We start from the raw sequence: 18,216 nt of genomic DNA, 5'->3' as shown, positions 1-18,216 counted from the left end.
CCCCTTGACGCGGAGTCGGGTACGGGAACGCACGAGCGTTCGATCTTGCCAAGCCGAGCGTCAAGAAAGCGTCAAGAGTTAGGTAAGGTAACGAAGTAGTTGTCCGCATGGGCGCGTGGATTCGTGTGCCATGTATCCGTGTGCCATGTGCGCGCGGGCCATGTGTGCGCGGGCCGTGTGCGCGCCATGTATGCGTGTGCCTCGGAGGCGCGCCGTCGCGTGCCGTGCGGCGCATTCGTCCGCGCTGTCCGTACCGGCGCCAGGGAAGGGAACCGGCCGCTGACTGTCCACCACCTCAACCAGCTCCTGCTCGTCTGCGCGCTCGTCCTGCTCATCGCCGTGGCGGCGGTCCGGATCTCCTCGCGCACCGGGCTCCCCAGCCTGCTCATCTACCTGGCCATCGGCATCGCCATGGGCCAGGACGGCATCGGTGACATCCACTTCGACAACGCCGAACTGGTCCAGGTCATCGGCTACGCGGCCCTGGTCGTGATCCTGGCCGAGGGCGGTCTCGGCACCAAGTGGAAAGAGGCGAAACCGGCCCTTCCGGCCGCCTCCGCGCTCGCCCTGGTCGGCGTCGCGGTGAGCGTCGGCGTGACCGCGGCCGGCGCGCACTACCTGACCGGGCTGGAATGGCGGCAGGCACTGATCGTCGGAGCGGTGGTGTCCTCCACGGACGCGGCGGCCGTGTTCTCGGTGCTGCGCAGGATCCCCCTGCCCAGCCGCATAACGGGCACGCTCGAGGCCGAGTCGGGCTTCAACGACGCCCCCGTGGTCATCCTCGTGGTCGCCTTCTCCGCGGCCGGCCCGATCGAGCACTGGTACGTCCTGCTGGGCGAGATCGCCCTGGAGCTGGCCATCGGCGCCGCCATCGGACTCGCGGTGGGCTGGCTCGGGTCGTGGGGCCTGAGGCACGTCGCACTGCCCGCCTCCGGCCTCTACCCCATCGCCGTCCTGGCCATCGCCGTCGCGGCCTACGCGGCCGGCGCCATGGCCCACGGCAGCGGCTTCCTGGCCGTCTACCTCGCCTCCATGGTCATGGGCAACTCCCGGCTGCCGCACTGGCCCGCCACCCGCGGGTTCGCCGACGGGCTCGGCTGGCTCGCCCAGATCGGCATGTTCGTGCTGCTCGGCCTGCTGGTCACCCCGCACGAGCTGGGCGACGACATCCTGCCCGCCCTGCTCATCGGGCTGGTCCTCACCATGGTGGCGCGCCCGCTGAGCGTCGTGCTGTGCCTGGTGCCCTTCCGGGTGCCGTGGCAGGAGCAGGCCCTGATGTCCTGGGCCGGACTGCGCGGCGCCGTGCCCATCATCCTGGCGACGATTCCCATGGTGGAGGGGGTCGCGGACAGCCGGCGGATCTTCAACATCGTCTTCGTGCTGGTCGTCGTCTACACCCTGGTCCAGGGACCGACGCTGCCCTGGCTGGCCCGCAAGCTGCGCCTGGGCAAGGGCGACGAGGCCGCCGACCTCGGCATCGAGTCGGCGCCCCTGGAGCGGCTGCGCGGGCACCTGCTGTCGGTCTCGATCCCCGAGGGCTCGAAGATGCACGGCGTCGAGATCAGCGAGCTGCGGCTGCCGGCCGGGTCCGCCGTCACCCTCGTCGTCCGCGACGGGACGTCCTTCGTGCCGCTGCCGACGACGGGGCTGCGGCGCGGCGACGAACTGCTCGTGGTCGCCACCGACCCCGTCCGGGACGCCGCCGAGGCGCGGCTGCGGGCCGTCGGCCACGGCGGCAAGCTGGCCGGCTGGCTGGGCACCGCCGACAACGGCGGCAGTCGCAGGTGAGCGCATATCGCAGGTGAACGTGTGGGGGGTGCCCGCTTTCACAGGTCGGGGCCCGCTCGACCCCTGTACGATGAAGGCGGCACCTGATCGAACCAACTCTGCCTGACGCAGAGCTGGCGCGACCGTATGGCGGCCGGCACGCCCCCCTTCCGCACCGGGCTCCGGCATCTACCGCAGTCCGCGCAAGAGGACAGCTCTCGGCGCTCCCGCACGGCGACAGCCACGAGGCGGACCGCGCTACCAGGCGGCAGAAAGGCACGGGCCGTGGCATCCACGGTCACCCCGTCGAAGAAGTCGCCGGAGGACGCGCGGCACACCGCGCCCACCTCCGCCCGCCCGGGATACGGGCAGCTGCTGCGCACCCGCGGCGCCTGGACGTTCCTGCTCCCCGGCTTCGCGGCACGCCAGCCCTTCGCGATGCTGACGATCTCCATCGTGCTGCTCGTGCAGCACACCACCGGCTCCTACGGCGTCGCGGGCGCCGTCGCGGCCGTCACCGGCGTCTCCATGGCCCTGTTCGCCCCCTACAGCGGCCGGCTCGCCGACCGCCACGGGCAGCGGGCCGTCCTGCTCCCCGGCGTACTCGTCCACGCGGCGTCCGGTCTCACCCTGACCGCCCTCGCGCTCGCGGACGCACCCCTGTGGGCGCTGTTCGCGGCGGCCGTGCCCACCGGCGCCTCGGTCCCGCAGGTCGGGCCCATGGTGCGGGCCCGCTGGGGCGTGAAACTCAAGGGCTCCCCCCTGATGACCACGGCCGCCGCCTTCGAGTCCGTCACCGACGAGCTGACCTTCGTCCTCGGCCCGCTGGTGGCGACCGCCCTGTGCACGGCCGTGGACCCGGCCGCGGGCCTGCTCACGGAGGCCGCGCTCACCCTGGTGGGCGGACTGCTCTTCGCCGCCCAGAAGAGCACCCAGCCGGCGGTCGGCGCCGCCGACGGGGACCACGCGCGCGTGGAGCACGTTTCAGCGCTGCGCATCCCCGGGGTGCGTGTCCTGATCGTGGCCTTCCTGGGCATCGGTTCCGTCTTCGGCGGCATGCAGGTCTCGCTGGCCGCGTTCACCGAGTCGATCGGCGAGCCCGGCCTGAACGGCGTCCTGTACGGCGTCTTCGCCGCGGGCAACATGCTCTCCGGCCTCGCCTGCGGCGCCATCGCCTGGAAGGTCGCCCCGCAGCGGCGCCTCCTCGTCGGGTACGCCGCCCTGGCGCTGACCGCGTCCGGCCTGTGGGCCGCGCACTCGGTGCTCGTGCTGGCCGGTCTCGGCCTGCTCGTCGGCATGTGCATCGCCCCCGCCCTCATCACCGGCTACACGCTGGTCGAGGGCCTGGTCCCGGCCGGCGCCCGCACCGAGGCCTTCACCTGGCTGACCGGCGCGGTGGCACTGGGCCAGGCGGCGGCGGTGACCGTCTCCGGACAGCTGGAGGACCGCTTGTGGGACGGCGCGGGCTTCCTGGTCCCCATGGGCGGCACGGTGCTCGCCCTGGCGACCCTGGTGGCGCTGCGCTCGCGGCTGGCGCCACGGCCCCACGGGCGGACGGTCGCACGTGGCGTCGGTCACCGCACGCCCGCCACAGTGGACTGAACCGACGGAATACGTCACTATGGACCGTCGTTAGCACTCATCGAGTGAGAGTGCCAGGAGGAAGACAGTGCCGACGTACCAGTACCAGTGCACCGAGTGCGGCGAGGGCCTCGAGGCGGTGCAGAAGTTCACCGACGACGCCCTCACCGAGTGCCCGAACTGCCAGGGGCGCCTGAAGAAGGTCTTCTCGGCGGTCGGCATCGTCTTCAAGGGCTCCGGCTTCTACCGCAACGACAGCCGCGGCAGCTCTTCCAGCAGCTCGCCGGCGTCGTCGTCGAAGTCCGCCTCGTCCGCCACGACGTCTTCGTCGTCGTCCTCGGACTCGGGTTCGTCGTCTTCGTCGTCGAGCACCGGCAGCTCCGCCGGCACCACCGCCGCGTAAGTCTTCTCCGGGCCGCGCCCGGACTCCTCACGGGACCCTGTCGTCGTCCGACGACGGGGTCCTCGGTGTTTCCGCGGGCGGTTAGGGTGCGGGCATGGCGAACAAGGTGAAGGCCGAGATCGGCGTGATCGGCGGCTCCGGTTTCTACTCGTTCCTCGACGACGTGACCGAGGTGCGGGTCGAGACCCCGTACGGGCCGCCCAGCGACTCCCTCTTCCTCGGCGAGGTCGCCGGCCGGCGGGTCGCCTTCCTCCCCCGGCACGGGCGCGGCCACCATCTGCCGCCGCACCGGATCAACTACCGGGCCAACCTGTGGGCGCTGCGCTCGGTCGGCGTGCGCCAGGTCCTCGGCCCGTGCGCGGTGGGCGGACTGCGCCCCGAGTACGGGCCGGGCACGTTGCTGGTGCCGGACCAGTTCGTCGACCGTACGAAGTCGCGGCCGTCGACGTACTTCGACGGGCTGCCGATGCCCGACGGCACGGTGCCCCACGTGGTGCACGTCTCGCTGGCCGACCCGTACTGCCCCGCCGGGCGGGCCGCTGCGCTGAAGGCGGCGCGGGGGCGGGACTGGGAGCCGGTGGACGGCGGCACCCTGGTCGTGGTCGAGGGGCCGCGCTTCGGAACCCGTGCGGAGTCGCTGTGGCACCGGGCCCAGGGCTGGTCGGTGGTGGGCATGACCGGCCATCCGGAGGCCGCGCTCGCCCGCGAACTGGAGCTCTGCTACACCTCGCTGACCCTCGTCACCGACCTCGACGCAGGCGCGGAGAGCGGGGAGGGGGTCTCGCACGAGGAGGTGCTGCGGGTGTTCGCGGCGAACGTGGACCGGCTGCGGGGCGTCCTGTTCGACGCGGTGGCCGCGCTGCCGGCGGCCGGGGAGCGGGACTGCCGGTGCGGGGAGGCGCTGGGCGGGATGGATCCGGGGATCACGCTGCCGTAGCGGCGGGCGGACGGGCCGCGGGGCGGGGCGGGGCGGGGCGGGCTGGAACGTCCTGTTCGGGTGAGGGAGTTTTCCACAACCGGCCGGTGGTCCACGGGCTCCGACGAGCGGCTGCGAAAAGCCTCATCGTGGACGCGTAAGCCGATCCCTCGTCACAGGCGGTGGTCCCGTGTCCATGTCCCGCTCAGCCGTCCCCTTCCCGCCCCCGCTCGGTACCGACGCACCGCCCACGTGCGAGGTGCCGCACTTCGCCCCGGTGCGGGTGCGCGGCGGGCGTCATCAGCTGCACCGGCTCGTACGGCACCGGCGGCGGGCCATGGCCGCCGGGCTCGCCGTCACCGCCGCGGCACTGATCGCGGCGGGCCCGCACCCGGGAGCCGGCGGGCACGAAACCCAGCGGGCGCGCGGACACCCGGTGACCGAGCCGGTGCGCAAGCGGCACGGTACGGAGCTGGTGGCGGCCCCGGTGCGGATCGCCGACGCGGCCGCGGTGCGGCTGCTCAGGCCGGGCGACCGGGTCGACGTCGTCGCGGCGGGGGACGGCGGCGCGGGCGACGCCGCCGTGGTCGCCCGCGGAGTGCGGGTGACGGACGTGCCGGATCCCGCGGACGGCAGCTCGGCGGACGGTGCGCTGGTCGTGGTCTCGGTGCCGCGCGCCACCGCACACCGGCTGGTCGGCGCGGGTGCCCTGTCGCGGCTGGCGGTGACGCTGTGCTGAGCTCGTCAAGTCCCTCGTTCGAGGGACAGGATTGGACAGAATGGCCTAGCGCTGACGTAGGTTGCGGAGCGTTTTGTTCCCCCACCTGTACGAGCGAGGAGTGCCACCGCGGTGAGCGAGAAGCAGGAACCGAGCGTCTGGCAGGGCTTCAAGGCCTTCCTGATGCGCGGAAACGTCGTCGATCTGGCGGTCGCGGTGGTCATCGGCGCCGCCTTCACCAACATCGTGAACTCGGTGGTGAAGGGGGTCATCAACCCCCTCGTCGGAGCGTTCGGCACCCAGAGCCTGGACAGTTACAGCTCCTGTCTCAAGGGCCCGTGCACCGGTACCGGCGACAGCGCGACCGGCGTGCGCATCCTGTGGGGTTCGGTGCTGGGCGCCACCCTGACGTTCGTGATCACCGCCGCGGTCGTCTACTTCCTGATGGTCCTGCCCATGTCGAAGTACCTGGCCAGACAGGAGGCGCGCCGCAAGGCCAAGGAGGGCGCGGAGGAGGTCATCGAGGTCTCCGAGCTGGAGGTGCTCAAGGAGATCCGCGACGCGCTGGTCGCGCAGCGCGGTTCGGGACACGACCGCACCTAGCGCGACCGCGCACAGCGAGCGACTCGGCAGCGGGCGGGCCGTCGCCCGGCTCAGAGGTGGTGGGGCGGCTTCTCGTCGAGGAAGCGCTTCAGATCGGCCGCGCCGTCGCCGGCGGACTGCTCGCCCCAGCCGCGGTCGGTGTCGTCCGAGGACTGCTGGTCCAGCGGGTCGTCGAAGACCAGCGCGGGCTTGGGCGCGCGGGGCTCGGGCGCGGGCGTCGTACTCATACGTCCAGGGTACGGGGCGCCCCGCGGACGGCGTGCCGCCCGCCCGGGCGATGGGCGTGGGCGACTTCCGGGCCGGGTTCCCTCGGGTCCGGCCCGGCGCCGTACTCCCGGACCGCCCGCTCAGGAGACCTGCGCGGCGCGCCGCTCCATCGCCCGGCGGGCCGCGGCCTCGCTGTCGTAGACCTCGCACATGTGCCGCCCGTCGGGCGTGGCCGTGTGCTCGACCTCCCAGAGGGAGACCTCCACACCGTCACCCAGCAGGAACGCGTGCTCGTAGAGCGAGAAGCCGACCCCGGCGCGGCCCGTGCGGCCGGGACCGCCGAAGGCCTGGGTGATCTCGTGCGCCGACGCCGCCGTCAGCAGGGCGGCCACCTCCGCGCCGGGCCGGTCCGCGTTCTCCGCGCGGCGCAGCAGCCGTCGGGCGTGATCCGCCGAACCGTCGATGACGTAGGTGTGCCGCGGCGCGGGGACCGCGGACAGCTGCACCTGCACCGGCAGTTCGAACTCCGGGGTGTCCGGCGGCAGGGCCAGCCGGGCGGTCGCGGTGCGCACCTCCTCCTCGTCGACGTACACCTCGTGCTGCGGCTCACTGCCCGGCGTGGTGTTGTGGACCAGCTCCCAGAGTGTGAGGGCCGTGCCGTCGGCGAGCAGCCAGGTGTGCCGGTACGTCTCGCGGTGCAGCCCCGCGCTGTGGTGCGCGGAGTGCAGGGAACCGTCGTGCGCCAGCGCACAGTCCAGTTGCCGTATCGTCTCGTCGGGCAGCTCGAACGAGTTCAGGGCGCGACCGAGCAGTCGCAAGAGGTGCTCCTCCGGAGACTCGGGCGACTCGGGTGGTTCGTACGCTGCCGCATCGTACGGAACGCTCAAGGTTTCTCCCGGCGTTGCTGCATGTCACCTTGTGGGTGCATACCGTAGCCCCTCGGTCGGACATCATGTCCGGGAACCGAGAAAACGTCCGTACGAAAAACGGCCGAGCCGCGCGAAAAGTTCCCGCGCCATCCGACGTACCGTCACAATCCGCTGCTCAACGGGGTTGTGGGCCCCCTACGACTCCCCGTACAACTCCCCGTACGACGGCCACGCCCCGCCCGGGCCGTCCACCGGATCGGCGGCCCGTACGGCGCGCACGATGGCGCGCGTCACCATGTCCGCGCCCGCCGCCAGCACCTCGTTCAGCGCGAGCGGCTGCGCCGGGTCGAGCGGGCACCGCCCGGTCGCCAGGGCGAAGACCGTGTCCCCGTCGCTGAGCAGGTGCACCGGCCGTACCGCACGCGCGATGCCGTCGTGCGCCGTGCCGGCCAGTTTCTGCGCCTGTGCCTTGGTCAGGTCCGCGTCGGTGGCGACCACGGCCAGCGTGGTGTTGAGCGGGGGCGGCGCGTTCCTCGCCGCGACCTCGGCGAGGCGCAGCCCCGCGGCCTCGTGGACGCCCGGCTCCGGATACTCCACCCGCCGGCCCCCGAACAACTCCCCGTACAGCACCCCCGTCTCCGGATCCGTCACCGAACCCGCCGCGTTCGCCACCACCAGCGCCGCCACCGTGATGCCCGAGTCCAGCACGGTGCTCGCGGTGCCGATCCCGCCCTTGAGCGAGCCGACCACGGCCCCCGTACCCGCCCCGACACAGCCCTCGGCCACCGGCGCGCCCGGCGTGCTCGCGTGGGCCGCCTCGACCGCCGCCCGTCCGGTGGCCGCGCCCGGCCTGGCCCGGAAGTCGCCCCCGCGTCCCAGGTCGAAGACACAGGCGGCGGGCACCACCGGCACGACGTGCGCGGGGTCCGGCCCGACGCGCACCCCGCGTCCCCGTTCCTCCAGCCAGGCCATCACACCGGACGCCGCGTCGAGCCCGTACGCGCTGCCGCCGGTCAGCACGATCGCCTCGACCTTCTGCACCAGGTTCCGCGGGTCGAGCGCGTCGGTCTCCTTGGTACCGGGGCCGCCACCGCGCACGTCCACGGCGGCGACCGCCCCGCCCTCCGGCGCGAGCACCACCGTCGTGCCTGTGAGCCACCCGCCGCCGGTGCGCGTCGCATGCCCGACCAGCACGCCGGCGACGTCCGTCAATGCGTCAACTGTCATGCCGCCAGTGTCGTCCAACCGGCCTCGCCCGCCGGGACGAGCCGGGAGGACCGAGCCGGGAGGGACGAGCCGGGAGGGACGAGCCGGGAGGGACGAGCCAGGAGGGCGAAACGCCGTCCGCGGGACGAGCCGCTCGACGCTCCGTCCTCGTTTACGCGGCCACCGGCTGCTTCGCGCCCGGCGCCGAGGCCGACGGTCCGGCACCGCCGGGTCCCTGTTCCGCCGCTCCCGGCGTCCGCGTGCGCAGGCCCTTGAGGACGAGTACCAGGGCCGTGGTGACGCAGACGCCCGCCGCGATGGCGACCAGGTAGAGCAGCGGGTTGCCGATCAGCGGGACCACGAAGACGCCGCCGTGCGGGGCGCGCAGCGTGGCGCCGAAGGCCATCGACAGGGCGCCGGTGATCGCGCCGCCCACCATGGAGGACGGGATCACCCGCAGCGGGTCGGCCGCGGCGAACGGGATCGCGCCCTCGGAGATGAAGGAGGCGCCCAGTACCCAGGCGGCCTTGCCGTTCTCGCGCTCGGTGGCGTTGAAGAGCTTGCCGCGCACGGTCGTCGCCAGGGCCATCGCCAGCGGCGGGACCATGCCGGCCGCCATGACCGCCGCCATGATCTTCATCGCCGAGTCGCTGGGGTCGGAGACCGCGATGCCGGCGGTGGCGAAGGCGTAGGCGACCTTGTTGACCGGACCGCCCAGGTCGAAGCACATCATCAGGCCGAGGAGCGCGCCGAGCAGGATCGCGTTGGCGCCGGACAGGTCGCTCAGCCAGTCGGTCATCGCCTTCTGCGCGGACGCGATGGGCTTGCCGATCACGACGAACATCAGGAAGCCGACGATCGCCGAGGAGATCAGCGGGATCACCACCACGGGCATGATGCCGCGCAGGGCCGCCGGGATGCGGATCCGCTGGATCGCCATCACCACGGCGCCGGAGATGAGCCCCGCCGCCAGGCCGCCGAGGAAACCGGCGTTGATGGTCAGGGCGATCGAGCCGCCGACGAAGCCGGGGACCAGGCCGGGCCGGTCGGCCATGCCGTAGGCGATGTAGCCGGCCAGCACGGGGACGAGGAAGGCGAAGGCGACGCCGCCGATCTGGAACAGCAGCGCCGCCCAGCTGTCCGCCTGGGACCACACGAAGTGGTCCATCACCGACGGCGCCTTGTTGATCTCGTAGCCGCCGATCGCGAAGCCGAGGGCGATGAGCAGACCGCCTGCGGCGACGAACGGGACCATGTAACTGACGCCGGACATCAGCCACTTGCGCAGCTTGGTGCCGTAGCCTTCGCCGGCCTCGCCGCCGCGCTCGACCGGCGTCGTGCCGGCGGCACCGGCGGGGCCTGCGGCCGTGACCTCGCCGCGGGCCGCCTTCCCGCGGACCTCGCCGATCAGCTCGCCGGGCCGGTTGATGGCCGCCTTCACGCCGGTGTCGACGGTGGGTTTCCCGGCGAAGCGTTCCTTGTCGCGGACGGGGACGTCGTGGGCGAAGATCACGCCGTCCGCCGCCTCGATCACCGCCGGGTCGAGCCGGGCGAAGCCGGCCGATCCCTGGGTCTCGACGACGACTTCGACGCCCGCCTCGCGGCCGGCGTTCTCCAGTGACTCGGCCGCCATGTAGGTGTGCGCGATGCCGGTGGGGCAGGAGGTGACGGCGACGATACGGAAGGGGTGCGCGGGTCGCCGGGGCTCCGCCGCCGCCTCCTGCGTCTCGTCGGTGCTGCCCGTGGCGGCCTCGGCGGAGGCCGCCGCCGAGACCGCCACGGAGTCCTCGTCGACCGGCGAGGACTCCTGCGCATTGCGCTGTACCTCGCCCTGCGCCTCGCCCGGTACGTCGCCTTCGGTGCCGGTCGGCTCCTCCCCACGGATCAGCGCCGCGGCGGCCGACGCGTCGCCCACCGACCGCAGCGCGGCGGTGAACTCGGCGTTCATCAACTGGCGGGCCAGGGAGGAGAGGATCGTCAGGTGGGCGTCGTCGGCGCCCGCCGGAGCGGCGATGAGGAAGATCAGGTCGGCCGGGCCGTCCGCCGCCCCGAAGTCGATGCCGGCCGGGCTGCGGCCGAACGCGAGCGTCGGCTCGGTGACGTGCTCGCTGCGGCAGTGCGGGATGCCGATGCCACCGTCGAGACCGGTCGGCATCTGCGCCTCACGGGCGGCCACGTCGGCGAGGAAGCCCTCCAGGTCGGTCACCCGGCCCTGGGCCACCATCCGTTCGGCGAGGGCGCGCGCCGCCGCTTCCTTGGTGTCGGCGGACAGGTCGAGGTCGACCAGATTCGCGGTGATCATGTCGCTCATCGCGGGCTCCTTAGCTCGCGTATCGCCCGGAACATGGGGTGAAGGGCGGGGACGGGGACGGGGGTACTGCGGTGAGGGGCGGAGGTACCGCATTCGAGGACGACGGAGGTACGGCGGCCGGGGACGGGAACGGGGACGGAAGTACCGCGACCGGAGCCAGGAGCGGACGTACCGCGCCCGAGGCCCGGGCAGGCCCCGGGTGCAGGACCGGACAGCCGGCCGGACCGACCCCCGCCCACGCACCCGGACCCGCACCTCATGGCGCCGGCTCCCTCAGCACCCGGTCCACCGGCACCTCCGCCGTGACCGTCACCTCCGCCGGCGCCAGGTCGGACGGTGTCGGCATCACACTGCCGGGCAGCTGGACGGCGGCGGCACCGTGGGCGACGGCGGAGGCGAGGGCATCGGGCCCCGCTCCCCCGGCGACGAGGAACCCGGCCAGAGAGGCGTCGCCGGCGCCGACGTTGCTGCGTACGGCGTCCACGGGGGCGCTGCCGTACCAGGTGCCCGCGTCGTCCACGAGCAGCTGGCCGTCGGCGCCCAGGCTGGCGAGCACGGACCGGGCACCCAGCTCGCGCAGTTCCTCGGCGGCCTTGACGGCGTCGCCGACGGTGGCCAGGGGGCGGCCGACGGCCTCCGCGAGCTCCTCGGCGTTCGGCTTGACCACGTCCGGGCGCTCGCGCAGTGCCTGGAGCAGAGCGGGCCCCGAGGTGTCGAGGGCGATGCGGACGCCCGCGGCGTGCGCCCGGGCGACCAGGTCGGCGTACCAGGAGGGCGCGAGTCCGCGGGGCAGGCTGCCGCAGCAGGTGATCCAGTCCGCGCCGCGCGACTGCCGCCGTACGGTTTCCAGGAGCAGCTCCCGCTCGTCCGCCGACAGTTCGGGACCGGGTGCGTTGATCTTGGTCAGGACTCCGTCGGTTTCGGCGAGCGCGATGTTGGAGCGGGTGGCGCCGGCGATCGGCACCTGCGCGACCTCGATGCCCTGCGCGTCCAGCAGGTCGGCGACGAGGGCGCCCGGGGCGCCGCCGAGGGGCAGCACCGCGACGGTGCGCCGTCCGGCCGCCGTCACCGCACGCGAGACGTTCACGCCCTTGCCGCCGGGGTCCACGCGTTCGCCGGTGGCGCGGACGACCTCGCCGCGGTCGAGGCGGGGAACCTCGTAGGTGCGGTCCAGCGACGGGTTGGGGGTGACGGTGAGGATCATGCGCGTACTACTTCCGTGCCGTCGCGCTCGATGGCGTCGGCGTCGTCGGGGCTCAGCCCGCTGTCGGTGATCAGCAGGTCCACGTCGCTCAGGTCGCCGAAGCGGGCGAAGTGCTCCTGGCCGTGCTTGGAGGAGTCGGCGAGCAGCACCACGCGCCGGGCGGCCGCGACGGCGGCCCGCTTGACGGCGGCCTCGGCGAGGTCGGGGGTGGTCAGGCCGTACTCGGCGGAGAAGCCGTTGGCCGCCACCATCAGCACGTCGGCGCGGATCTCGCCGTACGCGCGCAGCGCCCAGGCGTCCACCGCGGCCCGCGTCCGGTGCCGCACGCGTCCGCCGACCAGGTGGAGCTGGATACCGGGGTGGTCGGCGAGGCGGGCCGCGGTGGGCAGGCTGTGGGTGACGACGGTGAGGGACGTCTCCGGCGGGAGGGCGGCGGCCATGCGAGCCACCGTCGAGCCGGCGTCGAGGATCAGTGTGCCCTCGGTCGGCAGTTCCGCCAGGGCCGCCTTGGCGATCCGGTCCTTCTCGTCGGCCGCTGTGGACTCCCGTTCGGCGAGGTCGGGCTCGAAGTCGAGCCGCCCGGCCGGGATCGCGCCGCCGTGCACCCGGCGGAGCAGGCCGGCGCGGTCGAGGGCCTTGAGGTCGCGGCGGATGGTCTCCGCCGTCACCTGGAACTCCTCGGCCAGCGACACCACGTCCACCCGGCCGCCGTCCCGGGCGAGCCGGAGGATCTCCTGCTGCCGCTCCGGTGCGTACATGCCCGTTCGCCTCCGACTGTGCCCGAACCTGTGGTTTCAGTCGGAGGCTACGCGCGGTTTTCTGGAATGTAAACAGAGAAGCAGAAGCAGACGGATACAAACGGGCATGACCGGGCATCAGAGGGGCGCCCGACGGGGCGGGGTGGATTCGGTCCCTAGACCAGCGCCTTCTCCTTCTCCCCCGCCTGCTCCCCCGCCCGGTCCTCCGCCTGGGCCCCTTCCACGTGCTGGGCCGGACGCCTGGGCAGCGCGAACATCAGCAGGAAGATGGCGGCCATCACCGCGGCCACCCAGCCGAGCGCGTTCTGGAAGGCGTCCGCGTAGGCCGGGCCGATGCGGTCGGGGGTCAGGCGGTCGCTCATCGTCCCGAAGAAGACCACCGAGACCAGCCCCAGCCCCAGCGCGTTGCCCATCTGCTGCACGGTGTTGATGAGCCCGGACGCGGCCCCGGCGTGCTCGCGCGGCACCTGGGACAGCACCGCGTCCGTCAGCGGGGCGACGATCAGCCCCATGCCGACGCCCATCACGACGAGCGGCAGCGCCATCTGCCAGGAGGTGATGCCGAGCCCGTACCGCTCGGACTCCCCGATGTAGAGCAGTACTCCGGCTGCCATCACCAGCGCTCCCGCCTGGAGCACCTTGCGCCCGAAGCGCGGGACCAGCTTCTGCACCGACACCCCGGCCGCCACGGAGACGGCGATCGAGAACGGTACGCCGGTCAGACCGGCCCGCAGCGGCGTCCAGCCGAGCCCCTCCTGCATGTACAACGTCCACACCAGGAAGAAGATGCCGAGCGCGACACCGAAGACGGTCTGTACGGCGATGCCCGCCGCGAAGCTCTTCACCTTGAACAGCGACAGCTCCACCAGCGGCGAACCGTCCCGCGCGGTCTTCCGCCTCTCGTACGCCACCAGCACCGCGAGGACCACGAACGCGCCGGCCATCGAGACGTACCCCCACAGCGGCCAGTCCAGCTCGCGGCCCCGGGTGAGCGGGTAGATCAGCATCAGCAGGCCGAGGGTGACCAGGGCGACGCCCACCAGGTCCAGCTTGAGGGCGCGCGGGGCCTTGGACTCCGTGATGAAGCGGCTGCCGAGGACGAGGCCCGCGATGCCGACGGGCAGGTTGATGAGGAAGATGGGCCGCCACTCGAGCCCGAAGAGGTTCCACTCGGTGAGCAGCGCGCCCAGCAGCGGCCCGGAGACGGCCCCCAGCCCGACGATCGCGCCGAACAGCCCGAACACCTTGCCGCGTTCGTGCGCCGGGAAGGTGGCGTGCACGATCGACAGCACCTGCGGCACCATCAGCGCCGCCATGGCGCCCTGGAGGATGCGCGAGGCGACCAGCATCTCCGGGTTCACGGCGAGGCCGCACAGCGCGGACGCGACGGTGAAGCCGCCGATGCCGACCAGGAAGACCCGCTTGCGGCCGTGGATGTCACCGAGCCGTCCGCCGGTGATCAGACCTGCGGCGAAGGCGAGGGCGTAACCGGCGGTGATCCACTGGATCTGGCTGAAGGAGGCGCCCTCGTCCCGCCGGATCGACGGGATGGCGATGTTGACGATGGTGACGTCGACCAGGTCCATGAACGCCGCGGTCATCACGATCGCGAGGGCGAACCAGCGACGTCGGTCGCCCGCGGCGGGCTGGGCCGGCGATGTGTCCGGTGCGTCCGGGGTGGGTGGGGTGGTCGGTGTGGGCGGGGTGTGCGAGGAGGTCATGGAAGGAAAGCTAGGCACTCAGTAGGACAGATCACGTCCTAGAGGTGCGGCATCCTCGGATCCATGACGACGGACACTCCGGCTCGGCTCCTGACGCTTCTCTCGCTCCTCCAGACGCCCCGCGAATGGCCCGGCGGTGAGCTCGCCGACCGGCTCGGGGTCTCCCGCCGCACGGTCCGGCGGGACATCGACCGGCTGCGCGAGCTGGGCTACCCCGTGCAGGCGACCATGGGCGCGGACGGCGGCTACCGGCTGGTGGCCGGCAAGGCGATGCCGCCGCTCGTGCTCGACGACGAGGAGGCGGTGGCCATCGCCGTCGGACTGCGCGCCGGCGCCGGGCACGCCGTCGAGGGGGTGGACGAGGCGTCGGTGCGGGCGCTGGCCAAACTGGAACAGGTGCTGCCGGCGCGGCTGCGGCACCGGGTCACCACGCTCCAGGCCGCGACGACGCCGCTGACCAGCGGGGACGGACCGAGCATCGCGCCCGAGACGCTGACCGTCATGGCCTCGACGGTGGCCGGGCGCGAGCGGCTGCGGTTCGCCTACCGAGCGGGCGACGGCACCGAGTCGCGACGCGTGACGGAGCCGTACCGGCTGGTGTCGACGGGGCGCCGCTGGTACCTGGTCGCCTACGACCTCGACCGGGACGACTGGCGGACCTTCCGGGTGGACCGGGTGAGCGAGCCGTTCGCGACCGGGGCGCGGTTCGCTCCGCGGGAGCTGCCGACCGGGGACGCCGCGGAGTATCTGCGGCGGTCGATGCAACGGCGGGGCGACTCCTACGACATCGAGGTCGAGTTCGACGCGCCGGCCGAGGTCGTCGCGGCGCGGCTGCCGCAGTGGCTGGGAGCACCTGAGGCGGTGCCCGGCGGTACGTCGTGCGTCCTGCGGGCGACCGTGTCGGACTCGGTGGAGTGGATGGCGGTGCGGCTGGCGATGCTGGGGCTGGAGTTCCGGGTGCGGGAGCCGGCCGAACTGGTGGAGCGCGTACGGGACCTGGGGGCGAGGCTGGGACGTGCGGCGGGGGGTGGGTGAGGGCCGGCACCCGGCCCCAGCCCCGTCCGGATCGCGGGGGCGCCTACTCCATGAGGCCGGCGCCGCCCTCCCAGGCGAACGCCCGCAGCACCTCGAGATGGCGCAACGCCGACTCCAAGGGGCTCCTCCCCTCCCCGGCCGGAAGGCCCTCCGCAGCGGACGCCCAGTGCTCCGCCGCCACGCGGACCGCGGTGCCCGCCACGGCGGCCGCGAAGTGGAGGTCGGGGGAGGCCGCCAGGCGTGCGGCAACGTTGTCGTCCCCTTGGGCCATCCGCGTGGCCAGAACCTCCGCGAGCCCCCGCTCCGCCGTGTGGCAGACGTCCGCCCACACCTTCCGCAGGGCGGGACTCGTCTCAGCCAGGCGGATCAGGGCGCGGGCCCATTCCCAGGAAGTGGCCGACACGCCGACACCGGGCGTCAGCGTGTGCCGTACGGCGTGTTCGAGGGCCTCGGGCGGGGACAGGTCGGCCGGAGCCTCGCGTACGGCCTCGGTCCAGCGCTCGGCGCCCAGGGCGTAGAGCGGGGCGACGGCCTCTTCCTTGGTCGCGAAGTAACGGTAGAAGGTGCGCGGGGCGACACCGGCGGCCCGGGCGATGTCCTCGGCCCGGGTGGCCCGCAGGCCCTGCCGCACGAAGAGGCGGGCCGCCGCCCGGGCGATCTCCGTCCGGGTTTCGGCCTTGCGCCGCTCGATCAACGAGACCGCCCCCGCGGCGGGGACGGACACGCGGGACGCCTCGTCGGCGGGAAACGGTCCTGGCACGGGGAATGCTGAGGTGGTGCTACTCACTTCGGCAGGCTATGCCGCTGTGGCAGAATCTGCCATTCGGCGGGCCACCCCGGGGTTCAGGTCCGGGGTGCCCCGCCTCTCCACCTTCTCTGGAACGGAAGGAGCCGGGCCGGCGCCCCGGGGGGAGAAGCGCCGAGCCCGGCTCGGGAAAGTCCCGGCGCCGGGGGGAGTGCGTCGGGACGTGGTCACAGGGCGGTCGGTCCGGGACACGCGGCCCCGGCCCGCGCTGCAGGGCCCGGAGTTCTTTTTCCCGGGCCCCCGCCGATTGAAGCAGCGTTGTACGGCCATGTTTGCGCGGGGCTTCGGCCACCGGCGTACGCCCCACGCGTCATCTCACGCCCCCCGCCTCACGACCCGGGCTACGCCGCCGCCTCGAAGCCGGTGTCACGGGCCAGCTTCTTCAGCTCCAGCAGCGCGTGCTTCTCGATCTGCCGGATGCGCTCACGGGTGAGCCCGTGCTCCTTGCCGACCTCGGTCAGCGTACGCTCGCGGCCGTCGTCGATGCCGTACCGCATCTTGATGATGGAGGCCGTGCGCGGGTCGAGGCGGCCGATGAGGTCGTCGAGCTCCTCGCTGCGCAGCAGCGTCATCACCGACTGCTCGGGCGACACGGCGGAGGTGTCCTCCAGCAGGTCGCCGAACTGGGTCTCGCCCTCGTCGTCCACCGACATGTTCAGCGAGACCGGGTCGCGGGCCCAGTCGAGCACGTCGGTGACGCGCTCCGGCGTCGAGCCGAGCTCGGCGGCGATCTCCGCGGGCTCCGGCTCGCGGCCGTGCTCCCGGTTGAACTCGCGCTGCACGCGCCGGATCCGGCCCAGCTCCTCCACCAGGTGGACGGGGAGCCGGATGGTGCGCGACTGGTCGGCGATCGACCGGGTGATGGCCTGACGGATCCACCAGGTCGCGTACGTGGAGAACTTGAAGCCCTTGCGGTAGTCGAACTTCTCGACCGCGCGGACCAGACCGGCGTTGCCCTCCTGGATCAGGTCCAGGAGCGGCAGACCGCTGCGCGGGTAGCGGCGGGCGACCGCGACGACCAGGCGGAGGTTGGAACGGATGAAGACGTCCTTCGCCCGCTCGCCCTCGGCGATCAGGGCCTGGAGCTCCTCACGGGTGGCGTCCGCCCCGGTCTCCTCGTAGCCTTCGAGGACCTGCCGCGCGAAGACACCCGCCTCGATGGTCTGGGACAGCTCGACCTCCTTGGCGGCGTCGAGCAGCGGGGTCCGCGCGATCTCGTCGAGGTACATGCCGACCAGATCGCGGTCGGCGAGCTCGCCGCCGCTGGCGCGGACGCTGGTTGCCGCGTCGGCCGTCTCGCCGGTGGCGGACTTACGACGGGCGACGGCACGGGTTGCCATGCGTGCTCCCTTGCGATGAGTGTTCAGCGGGCGGTCCTGCGGACGTTCGGCACCGTGTGGGTCGTCCTTGGTCTCCGGGTCGGTCGGTCTGTCTGCCCGGCGTCTGTCCGGACTCTCCTCGGGTGCCCTGCATCCGATGGAAACAACGACTGGAATCCGGACAGAATTCCCAACCCGCCCCCCGATTTTTCTGATCATGCAGTACCCTGTCCCGCCACATGAGGAGGCGTGATGCCGTCGGGACGCACAGAGGTCCAGGTCAGGCCGGGAGTCGAGGCGGATCTCGAGGCCCTCACCGACCTCTACAACCACTACGTACGTGAGACGCCCATCACGTTCGACACCGAACCCTTCACCCCGGAAGAGCGCCGCCATTGGCTGCTCTCCCACCCTGAAGACGGCCCGCACCGGCTGAGGGTTGCCACGGACGCGGACGCACAGGAGATTCTGGGCTACGCCACATCCAGCCCCTATCGCGCGAAGCCCGCCTACGGGACCTCGGTGGAGACGACCGTCTACGTCGCCCCGCGGGCCGGCGGCCGCGGCATCGGCACGCTCCTGTACAGGTCCCTCTTCGAGGCCCTCGCCGGCGAGGACCTGCACCGCGCCTACGCGGGCATCGCGCAGCCCAACGAGGCCTCCGCCCGGCTGCACGAGCGCTTCGGCTTCCGGTACGTCGGCACGTACCGGGAGGTGGGCCGCAAGTTCGGCCGGTACTGGGACGTGGCCTGGTACGAGAAACCGCTGTAGCCCGGCGGAAACCTGGCAGGGC

17 protein-coding genes are annotated in these 18,216 nt (G+C 72.8%); 8 read left to right on the top strand and 9 right to left on the bottom strand.

The features are described 5' to 3' along the window. Positions 1–186: 186 nt before the first annotated feature. From ACIGO6_RS17470 to mscL, 6 genes are all read left to right on the top strand, one after another. Positions 187–1,788, top strand: a complete 1,602-nt coding sequence (locus ACIGO6_RS17470) for a potassium/proton antiporter (protein WP_399877029.1) — start codon at positions 187–189, stop codon at positions 1,786–1,788. A 264-nt stretch (positions 1,789–2,052) separates the two neighbouring features. Continuing rightward, positions 2,053–3,369, top strand: coding sequence for an MFS transporter (locus ACIGO6_RS17465; protein WP_399876652.1), 1,317 nt, complete (start codon positions 2,053–2,055; stop codon positions 3,367–3,369). Between the two features lie 67 nt (positions 3,370–3,436). Then, entirely contained in the window at positions 3,437–3,751 is a 315-nt protein-coding gene (locus tag ACIGO6_RS17460; protein WP_399876650.1) for an FmdB family zinc ribbon protein, read from the top strand. A 94-nt stretch (positions 3,752–3,845) separates the two neighbouring features. Further along, positions 3,846–4,688 carry an S-methyl-5'-thioadenosine phosphorylase gene (locus ACIGO6_RS17455; protein ID WP_399876648.1) on the top strand — a complete coding sequence of 281 codons (843 nt, stop codon included), beginning with the start codon at positions 3,846–3,848 and terminating at the stop codon, positions 4,686–4,688. Between the two features lie 238 nt (positions 4,689–4,926). After that, positions 4,927–5,406: a hypothetical protein gene (locus ACIGO6_RS17450; RefSeq protein ID WP_399877027.1), complete on the top strand. Its 480-nt coding sequence runs from the start codon at positions 4,927–4,929 to the stop codon at positions 5,404–5,406. A 111-nt stretch (positions 5,407–5,517) separates the two neighbouring features. Further along, positions 5,518–5,988 (top strand): large conductance mechanosensitive channel protein MscL, encoded by a 471-nt coding sequence (mscL, locus tag ACIGO6_RS17445; protein ID WP_399876646.1) that lies wholly within the window; start codon positions 5,518–5,520, stop codon positions 5,986–5,988. 50 nt (positions 5,989–6,038) lie between these two features. Here mscL and ACIGO6_RS17440 read toward each other — a convergent pair whose 3' ends face one another. The 7 genes from ACIGO6_RS17440 to ACIGO6_RS17410 all read right to left on the bottom strand — a co-directional run bounded on the left by ACIGO6_RS17440 (position 6,039) and on the right by ACIGO6_RS17410 (position 14,264). After that, positions 6,039–6,215, bottom strand: a complete 177-nt coding sequence (locus ACIGO6_RS17440) for a hypothetical protein (RefSeq protein ID WP_399876644.1) — start codon at positions 6,213–6,215, stop codon at positions 6,039–6,041. A 120-nt stretch (positions 6,216–6,335) separates the two neighbouring features. Next, a complete protein-coding gene (locus ACIGO6_RS17435) occupies positions 6,336–7,082 on the bottom strand; it encodes a DUF6227 family protein (protein WP_399876643.1) in 747 nt (248 codons plus the stop codon). Positions 7,083–7,259: 177 nt separating this feature from the next. Beyond that, the gene (locus ACIGO6_RS17430; protein ID WP_399876641.1) at positions 7,260–8,291 is read right to left on the bottom strand and encodes a P1 family peptidase; all 1,032 of its coding nucleotides are present in this window, start codon (positions 8,289–8,291) and stop codon (positions 7,260–7,262) included. 151 nt (positions 8,292–8,442) lie between these two features. Continuing rightward, positions 8,443–10,581, bottom strand: coding sequence for a fructose-specific PTS transporter subunit EIIC (locus ACIGO6_RS17425; RefSeq protein WP_399876639.1), 2,139 nt, complete (start codon positions 10,579–10,581; stop codon positions 8,443–8,445). A 256-nt stretch (positions 10,582–10,837) separates the two neighbouring features. After that, positions 10,838–11,785 carry a 1-phosphofructokinase gene (pfkB, locus tag ACIGO6_RS17420; RefSeq protein ID WP_399876638.1) on the bottom strand — a complete coding sequence of 316 codons (948 nt, stop codon included), beginning with the start codon at positions 11,783–11,785 and terminating at the stop codon, positions 10,838–10,840. Then, positions 11,782–12,543, bottom strand: coding sequence for a DeoR/GlpR family DNA-binding transcription regulator (locus ACIGO6_RS17415; RefSeq protein WP_399876636.1), 762 nt, complete (start codon positions 12,541–12,543; stop codon positions 11,782–11,784). Before ACIGO6_RS17415 ends, pfkB begins: the two co-directional genes overlap by 4 nt. 155 nt (positions 12,544–12,698) lie before the next feature. Further along, positions 12,699–14,264, bottom strand: a complete 1,566-nt coding sequence (locus ACIGO6_RS17410) for an MFS transporter (RefSeq protein ID WP_399876633.1) — start codon at positions 14,262–14,264, stop codon at positions 12,699–12,701. Between the two features lie 63 nt (positions 14,265–14,327). Between ACIGO6_RS17410 and ACIGO6_RS17405 the strand changes: the two genes are divergently transcribed. After that, positions 14,328–15,299 (top strand): helix-turn-helix transcriptional regulator, encoded by a 972-nt coding sequence (locus tag ACIGO6_RS17405; protein ID WP_399876630.1) that lies wholly within the window; start codon positions 14,328–14,330, stop codon positions 15,297–15,299. A 43-nt stretch (positions 15,300–15,342) separates the two neighbouring features. Here ACIGO6_RS17405 and ACIGO6_RS17400 read toward each other — a convergent pair whose 3' ends face one another. Together ACIGO6_RS17400 and ACIGO6_RS17395 are read right to left on the bottom strand one after the other, a co-directional pair. Beyond that, positions 15,343–16,086, bottom strand: a complete 744-nt coding sequence (locus ACIGO6_RS17400; protein WP_399876629.1) for a TetR/AcrR family transcriptional regulator — start codon at positions 16,084–16,086, stop codon at positions 15,343–15,345. 359 nt (positions 16,087–16,445) lie between these two features. Beyond that, positions 16,446–17,444: an RNA polymerase sigma factor RpoD/SigA gene (locus tag ACIGO6_RS17395; protein ID WP_399876627.1), complete on the bottom strand. Its 999-nt coding sequence runs from the start codon at positions 17,442–17,444 to the stop codon at positions 16,446–16,448. Between the two features lie 231 nt (positions 17,445–17,675). Here ACIGO6_RS17395 and ACIGO6_RS17390 point away from each other — a divergent pair, with 231 nt between their 5' ends. Further along, a complete protein-coding gene (locus ACIGO6_RS17390) occupies positions 17,676–18,194 on the top strand; it encodes a GNAT family N-acetyltransferase (protein WP_399876625.1) in 519 nt (172 codons plus the stop codon). Positions 18,195–18,216: the final 22 nt, after the last annotated feature.

It is taken from the genome of Streptomyces sp. NPDC053750 (assembly GCF_044544295.1).
Lineage (GTDB): Bacteria > Actinomycetota > Actinomycetes > Streptomycetales > Streptomycetaceae > Streptomyces.
The sequence above is the reverse complement of the archived record's forward strand: the minus strand, read 5'-3'. Positions and strand labels throughout refer to the sequence as shown.